9 protein-coding genes and 1 pseudogene are annotated in these 9877 nt (G+C 44.0%); all 10 read right to left on the reverse strand.

All coding sequences use genetic code 11. The features are described 5' to 3' along the window. Positions 1 to 155 precede the first annotated feature (155 nt). The 10 genes and pseudogenes from EYB31_RS37145 to EYB31_RS37190 all read right to left on the reverse strand — a co-directional run bounded on the left by EYB31_RS37145 (position 156) and on the right by EYB31_RS37190 (position 9623). The gene (locus EYB31_RS37145) at positions 156 to 1331 is read right to left on the reverse strand and encodes a sialidase family protein (RefSeq protein ID WP_131018612.1); all 1176 of its coding nucleotides are present in this window, start codon (positions 1329 to 1331) and stop codon (positions 156 to 158) included. 58 nt (positions 1332 to 1389) lie between these two features. Further along, positions 1390 to 3084, reverse strand: coding sequence for a type 2 periplasmic-binding domain-containing protein (locus tag EYB31_RS37150; RefSeq protein WP_131018613.1), 1695 nt, complete (start codon positions 3082 to 3084; stop codon positions 1390 to 1392). Between the two features lie 241 nt (positions 3085 to 3325). Beyond that, positions 3326 to 4105 (reverse strand): carbohydrate ABC transporter permease, encoded by a 780-nt coding sequence (locus EYB31_RS37155; protein ID WP_206105534.1) that lies wholly within the window; start codon positions 4103 to 4105, stop codon positions 3326 to 3328. A 133-nt stretch (positions 4106 to 4238) separates the two neighbouring features. After that, a complete protein-coding gene (locus EYB31_RS37160; protein ID WP_131018615.1) occupies positions 4239 to 5198 on the reverse strand; it encodes an ABC transporter permease in 960 nt (319 codons plus the stop codon). A 438-nt stretch (positions 5199 to 5636) separates the two neighbouring features. Further along, a complete protein-coding gene (locus tag EYB31_RS37165; protein ID WP_131018616.1) occupies positions 5637 to 6374 on the reverse strand; it encodes an HpcH/HpaI aldolase family protein in 738 nt (245 codons plus the stop codon). Then, a complete protein-coding gene (locus EYB31_RS37170; protein ID WP_165452814.1) occupies positions 6371 to 7444 on the reverse strand; it encodes an FGGY family carbohydrate kinase in 1074 nt (357 codons plus the stop codon). The genes EYB31_RS37165 and EYB31_RS37170 overlap by 4 nt, the downstream gene beginning before the upstream one ends. A 24-nt stretch (positions 7445 to 7468) precedes the next feature. Further along, entirely contained in the window at positions 7469 to 8149 is a 681-nt protein-coding gene (locus EYB31_RS37175; RefSeq protein WP_131018618.1) for a GntR family transcriptional regulator, read from the reverse strand. A gap of 247 nt (positions 8150 to 8396) precedes the next feature. After that, positions 8397 to 8732: pseudogene (locus EYB31_RS37180) on the reverse strand (DoxX family membrane protein); the annotation flags it as partial. Positions 8733 to 8911: 179 nt separating this feature from the next. Further along, a complete protein-coding gene (locus tag EYB31_RS37185; protein WP_131018211.1) occupies positions 8912 to 9130 on the reverse strand; it encodes a helix-turn-helix domain-containing protein in 219 nt (72 codons plus the stop codon). Positions 9131 to 9140: 10 nt separating this feature from the next. After that, positions 9141 to 9623 (reverse strand): DUF2975 domain-containing protein, encoded by a 483-nt coding sequence (locus tag EYB31_RS37190; protein WP_131018620.1) that lies wholly within the window; start codon positions 9621 to 9623, stop codon positions 9141 to 9143. Between the last annotated feature and the right edge of the window lie 254 nt (positions 9624 to 9877).

Here is a 9877-nt window from a genome sequence, read left to right on the forward strand (position 1 = left end):
AGGCATCCCCTTCTTTTTCTGGGATACGATCATTATATCCGGCAGTTTCTGGACAGGCAATTTCGTTAGCAGTTGGACGTTTTACGTTAAGCAGCAATCCAATATAGTAACATTAATGAAACTGAAAGCCTACATCTTGATATATTTCATTGAACTCACCTGTCGTTTTTTCTCCCCAGAGGCCGGCTGATCAATTTACGAAGCGCGGATTGAGGAGAAATGCATTTACCCGCCCATAAGTCTTCTTCCGTAATGCGCGCAAGCAAAATCTCTCCGTCTATAGATCGATTTCGGTCGTATGACACATAGATGGTTCCGTCCGGTGCTTGGGTGCTGTCCGGATAAGAGACCTGAAATCGTTCATCCAACAATAAACCGTCCGACCACGTATCTCCGTCATCGTTGGAAATAAAAGCGGTTAAGTGCGACCTCTGCTCGGTCCGGATTCCCACCTGATCTCCGTGCTTCACAAGCAGTAATCGTCCGGAAAGTAATCGGCGGATATGGAATCGGGAGTTGATATGTTGGATGGATGATGGCCGGGGAGCGCTCCAGGTGAGGCCGTAATCGTTGGAAAAACTCTCCCAAATGCTATCCCATGTACGAGCCATCATCCAAAGCGTTCCGTTCTTGCGTTCAACAATCATATGCTCGTCAAAATCGCTTTTTGGAAATACAACACCGGATTTGCGAGACCATGTCTGCCCTTGATCCGTCGAAGAAAAGACATTAGCCATCCGCAGCTCGTCAAGTTCCGGGTAGCAATCTGTGAACGGCGATTTAATCTTGTCACGGGACCATAGTGAAATAGGCAACAGCCATTCTCCAGTACTCAAAATCACGGGCTTATTCAGTGTCATGCCGTGCCAGATCCTTTGTGGAGTCGTCCAAACCGGATTCACATCGTCAGGATTGTCGCAGCGCGTATACCAGTCTCCCGCTCGTCCGTCATAGTGCGCCAGTGCCTGATCGAAGAAGAGCCACAGACGGCCTTGAGGATCCGTCCACAAAGTCCCAACGATAGTTCGCCGTTCGTAAGGTAGGCTGGAATCGTGCGGGTCGATGACCAGCTTGGGGTCAGACCAGGTTTCGCCATCATCGTTGCTGCAGGCAAGTACAAAAAAAGCTTTGTCGTTATCGCCTCCCCCTACCCAGCAAGCCCACAACCGTCCGCCGGGTGTACGCTCAATTCCGATGGTCATTCCATAATCAAGCCTTTCGTAGCTGTATTCGGGCAGCGGAGATGTATTTAACTGCGGCACTTCAAGGGTACGGTCCAAAAGTTCGCGCGTAATGGGAAAGGGAGTTTGTTCGGGCGTTGCATTACTCATCGGATGCACCTTCCAATTCAATTATTTTTTAAACTATATATAGATGACTGTTTCAAGCTTAGCTTGATTTGAACTTTTTGTAATAATCAACATAAAATGATAAATATTTTTGATAGCCTAATTTATCTAGTTGGTCAAAGTATTTATTAAGTTCTCCATCGTTAAGTGGTCTTGCACCCGTTATAAATTTAGCGCTCTCTGATTCCACATATGCATTAATGACGGACTGGAGATCAACGATTTTTTGATTGTCATCAACTGAGAAAAATACATTCCCGGGATACGGTTCAGTGTAATATGGCTTTTGGCTTTGGGCCATTGTGTAGTAGTGGCGGAAATCAAGACTGTTCGGAGTCCATTCGCGTTTGTAATTGATTCCGGCAAGTGAGGCCGTTGCACCAAAAAAGTCACGAATATCCCCGAAATTAACACCTGTACCCATCATTATTTTTTGCTGGCGATACCCATTCTCCTGACCATTATATTTATTACCCGGATCGTTATTAACTTCAGGATACTCTAACCAGTTCTTTTCCTTATTCCACACCCAACCTTGTGTTAGCCCATAGGTGTCAAATTCCTTGCTGCCGGCCGGTGGACCATAATGGGCAAGCGCCATCCCTTTTTCACTGAACCAAAAATCTGCCCATTTACATAAAAGCTCGGGATACTTTGTCTTGGCAGAAATAATCCAAAATGAGTTATTTACATATCCTTGACGTCCGGGCCATAATTTCTTGCTATTATATTTTGAAGTTAAAGGTTCTGGTGTATCCCAGTCCATAAAGACAGCCGGGTTTGCTTGCCAAGCGGCTGTTGTAAATGTTCCCGCAATTCCACCTGCAACATTAGCACTCACTTTTTTTGAATCCAGAGTAAAGAAATCGTGAGACATTAAGTCTTCTTTATAAAATGTATTTAATGTCTTGAGATATTCTCCATAAACCTCACGATCTCCATAAGGAAATACTACCTGACCATTTCTAAGTGATGGAGAAAGCCCCTTCGGATCCAAGGTGATCCAGCCGTATGCCCCCAGTATTGGCAAGGTGGGGTTGTAAGCGTTGTATCCACCATTAAAAGGAATAGAATTAGGATACTTCTTTTTAAAGGCGCGCAGCATATCAGTAAACTCTTCTAAAGTCTTAGGCTTCTCCATCCCAAGCTCTTTCAGCCATTTGCTGTTAATAAAATAACCTGCATTTCGGGTTTCGTCGTTAGGGTCTGAAATTTGCCCAAACCCATAAATATGCCCATCTGGCGCTGTAATTTGCTTCCTATACTCCGGATTCTTGGCAAAGATAGCAGAAAGATTGGGCATGTACTTATCAATGTATTTGTCCACTTGAAGAATTAACCCGTTTTTTGCGCCATAATTCATAATATCAACATTTGTAACTCCCATGTTAAGAATTAAATCTGGCAGGTCCCCCGATGCAAAGGTAATATTGCGGTATTCCGCAGGGTTAGAGATCTGATCGACTTTGGCGTCAATATTATGAAATTTACGGAAGTATTCCCATATCCAAATCTGACTAGCATCACCCTGGGTAGGTTGTTTAGAAACAGCAACATTAATTTTAATTTTATCCCCCTTTACAATCGGAGCACTGATGCCATTAGTTTCAAGGTTAAGGTAATTAGGAACATTAGAGTCATTTTTAGTCTCTGGATTTGATGGCGACGTGCATGATGTAGCCAGAAGTGTGATACTTACCATCGAAACGAAAGTTTTTAATACACGGTTTTTCATGCTTCTTATCCCTCTCTTCTCTTGAATTTTATTTCATCAAATCGCTTAATGGCATTCTGCTCGTCTTAACAGGAACAGAATCAATCATCCCCCCCTTTATAAGAAAAACTTCTATCGCAGCCCCTTCAAGGATGAGCGACCGCGGTTTAGCGGAAGTTTATTCTTGAAATATCAGAATCCTTGAGCTTCGCTCAAAACTTATAAATTCTGATATTATAAAATAAAAAGTGTGTTATTACTCCTATCCCTTTACAGAGCCAATCATCATCCCTTTCACAAAATACTTTTGAACAAACGGATAGGCGCAAAGCAATGGGAAACTTGCAATAAATATAAGGGAATATTTCATTGCCTCTACCATATATGATTTTTTCACCATGACTGCTATTGCGCTCGTATCACCTTCAGTCAGCGCTTGAGCTAACGACATTTCATTGGAAATGAGAATATTGCGTAATACAAGCTGCAATGGAAACAAATCCGGTTTCCGTACATATAGCAATGCCGAATAATAACTGTTCCAATGTGCCACTCCATAATACAGTGCCATGACAGCTATTATTGGCTTTGATAGGGGAAGGGCTATATTAAAAAAGGCCCTGAATTCACTTGCTCCATCCATATGGGCCGATTCATATATCTCTGTAGGAATCGTATTTTTAAAAAATTCTCTGGTAATGATCAAATTCCAACCACTTACACCGGCTCCTATGATCAAAGCCCAAGGTGTATTCAACAAACCTAGATTCTTCATATTCAAATAGGTTGGTATCATTCCTCCACTGAAAAACATGGTGATTAAAAAGAACCATGTCAGCAAATTGCGTCCAGGCAATTCCGTTTTCGTAATTACATATGCTGCCGGTATCGTTAAAGCAAGATTATAAAAAGTACCTAAGGATGTATAAAAAATTGAATTTCGATAACCGATCCAAATCGATGGTTCTTGTAATATGTTTTTATACGCCGTTAACTGAAAGTCCACCGGCGCTATAATTACGTCCCCTTTCACTATAGCCATTGGTTCTGAGATAGAGGCAATTATGATAAAGTACAACGGATATAGCATGAGTAAAGTGAATATGAGTAATATGGACCCGTTTATCAGATTAAACGTTCTATCAGACCTGCTAATTTTCATAACATCCATCCCCTTACCACAAACTAGTGGAGGTTAATTTTTTAGAGATTTTATTCACAAAAATAATGATGATAATGTTGATAATATTATCAAAAAGTCCAATAGCCGATGAATAACTGAATTGCCCCCCGAGAATACCTACTTCGTACACATATGTCGAGATTACTCTGGACGTATCGAGATTAAGAGAATTCTGAAGAAGAAATATTTTCTCGAAACCTACAGATAGCACTCGCCCTGTGCTAAGTATTAGCATGACGAGAATAATCGGCCTTATTGAGGGATAGGATATATTTATGATTGTTCTCATTCTACCTGCCCCGTCGATTTTTGCAGCTTCGATTAACTCAGGAGACAAATTTGAAAGCGCTGCCAAATAGATGATAGTTTCCCAACCAATGTTTTGCCAAACCCCACTCCATACATAAATACTGGGAAGGTACTTCGGATTGGTTATAATATCTATTTTCTCCATGCCTAACGCCAGTCGTATATTATTAAATAATCCTCCGTCATATTGAGTAAAAAGTATGATCATAGAGCATATAACAACTGTTGACACAAAGTGGGGCGCATACGAGATCATCTGCACATAACGTTTGTAGCTCTTATTAGAAACCTCATTTATCATAAGTGCCAGTATTACAGGAAGTGGAAATGTTGCAAGTGAATAAAGACTGATAACAAGAGTGTTTCTCATTATTTTCCAGAAGTCCGTATATGTAAAAAACCTGATGAAGTGGTTGAGACCAACCCATTCGCTGCCAAAAAAACCTTGTACAGGACTATAATTTCTGAAGGCAATTTGAACCCCATATATCGGTATGTAGTGAAATATAAAAACAGTAGTTACTGCAGGCAATATCAATACATAAAGCTGCCAATACTTTACAATACTTTTTCCTAGTTTGTTCTTTTTATTACTATTTGCTGTTGGAGCAGATAGATTTGCTTTATACAATGATGCGAACATGATATACCTCCCTTTGCTGAACAATCTGGATGGCCAGATCGACGCATTTACTTACCCATCCACTTGATGCTCAATATACAGAGTATTGAATCGGCTGAATTCCCAAGTTTTCATATCATCATCCGAAATCCAGATTTCGAGCGGATTTCAGTTCGGCATCTCTTGCTTCTCGTTCGGCGTATGAATGAGTGCAATTCTCCCGCCCGGCATGGCGAGAGGCTTAGGCTTATTGGAGGGATTCGGAATATCGGTTCGCTTCGCTCCACGTGAGCCCGTCGTCTACGGACTCAGCACGCCATAACCGCCCGCTTTCATGGACGCGAAGAAGCATGAGGTCTCCGATCTGACCGATGCAGATCAATTCGCCATTGGGGCAGCGGCGAAGGATCGGCTCGCAACTCAAATGATCTCTGTGGATTAATCGGATTTTGTCCATTTTTACAGCGCCTCTATTTTTTCGAGTATATCTTTACATGAAGACTTCAGCATATGAAGCTCGCTTCCATAACAGAATATCCCCATGTCATGGGTCTTGGCATGGCTTAGGATGGTGTGGTCGGACGTTATGACACCGCTTACTTTATTATGCCGTTTGGCTGCCTGCGCAATGTGGGAGACAGCCTCCAGGATGGGATAGAGATCTCCAATGCAGGACAGATCGCAGGACAGATCGTTCGGTCCCAGGATGGCCCCTGTCACTCCTTCGACCCGCAGAATGTCTTCGATGCCGTCCAGACCTGCCTTCGTTTCGATCTGTGCAAAAACCATCGTATGTTCGTTAGCATGCCGCATATATTCCTGCAAGCCCGGAGGATTATACGAGGTATGTCCTCTCGTTGTCGAGATGCCGCGTCTGCCGATCGGAGCATATTTCGCATGTTCGACCACGGCAGCGATATCGCTCTTGCCATTCGTCATCGGCAGCAATAAGCCGTCTGCACCCATGTCCATCAATCGGGTAATGTCTCTGCGCTCCGCATCCGCTAACCGTATAAGAACTGTAATGCCCGCCAACCGAGCGGCCATAATCAGTCCCGACAAAGCCGATTGATCAAATCCGCCGTGTTCCGTATCGATCAGGAAGAAGTCCAGGCCGCCGCTTTTGAACAGCACGGGCATGTTGGGGAACGGTATTTCGCTTAGCATCGTGCCTACGTATCTTTCGTTTCTTCTCAAGTCGTGATCTCCTCCAGCAATAATGATATTAATCCATCCAATGCATCCGTATCTGGGCGGATGCGGCACGGTATTTGCAAAGAATCGCAAACGTCGGCAATGAGCTCCCGATGATGAATGGATACGCCACCGATCACCAGTATCTCCTTTCTTGCCGGCAGCTTGCCCATGGCGGTGAAGTAATCGTCCGCCAGAAGTTGTACGAACTTTAGAGAATGTGTTTGAGTCGCGATTTCCTTCCCGCCAAGCAATCCGGATACAGTGCACAGCGTCTTGCCCTCGAAGTAGGGGCGGCTTTCAAAGTCACCGAATTGGTACGCGTCGGAGACGACGCACAGTTGTGCAGCCGTTCCTAGATTAAGCAAATATTGATGTTCATGCTGCAGGCCGCTCCCTCGTACGGAGGCTTGCTGATCGCCGACAGGACTATAGACCGCCGTCTGTCCCCAATGGCCAACCGGTTCAACTTTCAATGTTGCCTGCGGCGTGCGCAAAAAAGGGTAGATGTTGAATTGAGGTGATCCGTCCTCCTTGTTATACATACCTGAAGCGGCCGCATCCGTTATATGGGTGGCGTTCACTCCTGTGAGATGATAGGCAAGATAGGATCCCAATGTATAAAACTCTGTCGCCTGCGAAAATAATTCGGGATCGATATGACTCATAGCGAAAAGACTACATGTTGGCGAATTCGGTCTGATCGTGCTGCCGGATATCGGCGGTAGCCGTACGGGAAATTGATCGAGCAAACGGTGTCCATTCATGTGCAGTGTGCTTCGCTGGTCCTGCCATGAAATATAGGGAGTTAACAGTTTGCCGTCGCGGGTGCCAAGCAAATATCCATGCATCTGCGTAGAAATGTAGATGCGATCAACTGGTGAAACGCTTTCAATCATTTTCAGGATCGGTTGAACAATGTCTTCGGCATTGACTTCAAACAAAGGAGACGGATTGGACAAGGGATTCGGAAAAGGAAATGACGATACTGTAGACTTGATCTTATTCTCCTTATCGAATATTGCAAATTTGATCGAGGTGCTTCCCAAATCTATCAACAGAGTCTTCGACACGGTATCATCTCCTTTCCGAATATATCATTGCTTGCTAGACTTCAGAACTTGCGCTATGGCTTTTGCAGAGATCTCTCGGGCGTCCTCGATATGTTGAGCGAATTGTCGAATACTCTCTTCCGGAGGTCCCAACAATGTCGTAAACAATCGAGTGTGCCGGTCGTAGAAGGATTGTAGAAACCATTCTTCGTATTCGCGAGACTGTGTCATATTCAGGTGGAAAATCGACTGCATGACGCCGATCATGGTCTCCCATGCCTGCAGCAGCGCCTTATTCCTGCAGCAGACAATTATGCTGCGGTGAAACTGGGCATCGATCTCCAGTATTTCCGTTACATCCAGTCCGGGGCTGCTGGCGATTCGGCTGGTCACCTCCATGATAGGGGTGAAATCCTTATTCGGAAGCGAGAACAATTGTTTAATCGATGTCAACTCGATATGCTCCCGTAAATCATATAGGTTCTGAATGTCTTCGGGTTCGATGCAGCTAACCACCTTCGTACCGTTGTCCAGCGTGCGGATCAGACTTTCCTGCTCCAGTACGAGCAAGGCATTGCGCACGGCGCTGCGACTGACACCGTACTGCTCTGAAAGGGCTAGTTCGCGAATGGGCTCGCCATTCTTGAAGACCCTCAGAATAATATCTGTACGAATCCGAGAAAGAACTTCCTTCGTTGTATTGCTGCGAGAGAGAATGTTGTTCATTCGTATAGGGTATCCCTTCCACTTTTATAATACTTACATTATCACAGCCGGAAAAATTGTCAACAATTTTTGAATGTTGTCAACAAAAATAATGTTGTAACTTGTAAAGCATTCGTTTGGTCATTTTACAATAGGCAGCAAAAAAAGAACCATGGATACGTTCCATGGTTCCCGCTTGCAAGTTGATGAAATTTAGTCGCTACGCCAAGTTACGTTACCGCTGCCGGGTTCATGCCATCTTGGAAGCTTAGGCGTGAGCCGGTTTGGCCGCGCCGCCGGCCTTATTGTTGCGGCCGCCTTTGTGGCGTTTGTCCAGCCAGTTGTGCAGCGCCGGCATCAGGTAGTAGTCGACGCCGAATCTTGCCGCGTTCGTGCCGGCCAGGATGACGATACCGCCAAACAATGCAAGCCACGGGTTGGTGTTAAGCGTTCCGGCGAACATGAACATGAAGTTCATCAGCAATCCGAAGAATGCGGCCGCGGTAGTTAAGCAGCCAAGGATGAGTCCAAGCCCGACAAGCGTTTCACCGACCGGTATGAGGTAGTTGAACAGCTTGGCGTTCGGTAAAGCAAAGTGTTCCAGGCCGCATATCCACTCTACTCCCCTTTTCTCAACCTTTTGCTTTTATTAAATAAGTGTTAAACAACTAAAAGGCGGTCTGTTGACTTGGAAAATAAAAAGTCGCAGACTGCCTCTTAATATTAAACTAATGTACTTCGTTAGCTAAATCATTATGGATCGTCTATTCTTATATGTCTGTTTTATTGAATGTCTTCGTCGCTTTTGTACTCCAAAATATCACCAGGCTGACAATCCAAAGTCTTGCAAATCGCTTCTAATGTTGAAAAACGAACCGCTTTTGCTTTCCCATTTTTCAGAATGGAAAGATTCGCCATAGTAATGCCAACCCTCTCCGAAAGCTCCGTTACGCTCATTTTTCGCTTGGCTAACATCACATCAATATGAATCATAATGGCCATATGCCCCACCTCAGACCGTCAAATCATTTTCTGATTTTATATCAATGGCTTCTTGTAGAAGTCGCTGGAGAACAGCGGCAAAAACGGCGATCACCAGAGAGGCGAAAATAAGGAGCAATCCCATGGGTATGAAACTTGGCGGGTCAACTTTCTTTCCCATGAGATAATAAAGCGGCATACCTAGCAGGTACAAGGTACTGATTGTGATGGCACCGTATTTTATATTGTTTAAAGCTTTTACCGAAAGTTCCGAGAACGCTTGGTTCTTATCGATATAACTTAAAAGTTTAAATGCTTGATACAGAGCAAAATAAAAAGGAATCGCTGCCGCGTACATATCGATCAAAACGAGAGATTTCATATAAGCCAGTTCTGGATACAATTCTCCAGCAAAATCCCCAATTCTAGGCACTAAAAATATGCACACAGCGAGTATGGGGATTCCAATAACAATAACAGCCGTCTTCAAAAAAAGTGTTGTTCCGCGTTTCATAAAGTACACCTCATTTATTTAATGTCAGTGTTTACTTTACCAGATGATTTATCGTTTTACAATAAAACAATATCGTTCTTCGAAAATAAACAAAACATTTCTAATACAATGAAGAGGTGCCGCGGCACACTCCTCACTAGCAGAAAGTCATCTTCACTCCCATGCGGTTGCAATTACCTGTACCAAAAAAGCGGCAACCTTTGACGAGAATTAACGTCATAGACTGCCGCCACATATTAAACATGACTAATCTT

Source organism: Paenibacillus thalictri (genome assembly GCF_004307995.1).
Lineage (GTDB): Bacteria > Bacillota > Bacilli > Paenibacillales > NBRC-103111 > Paenibacillus_AF > Paenibacillus_AF thalictri.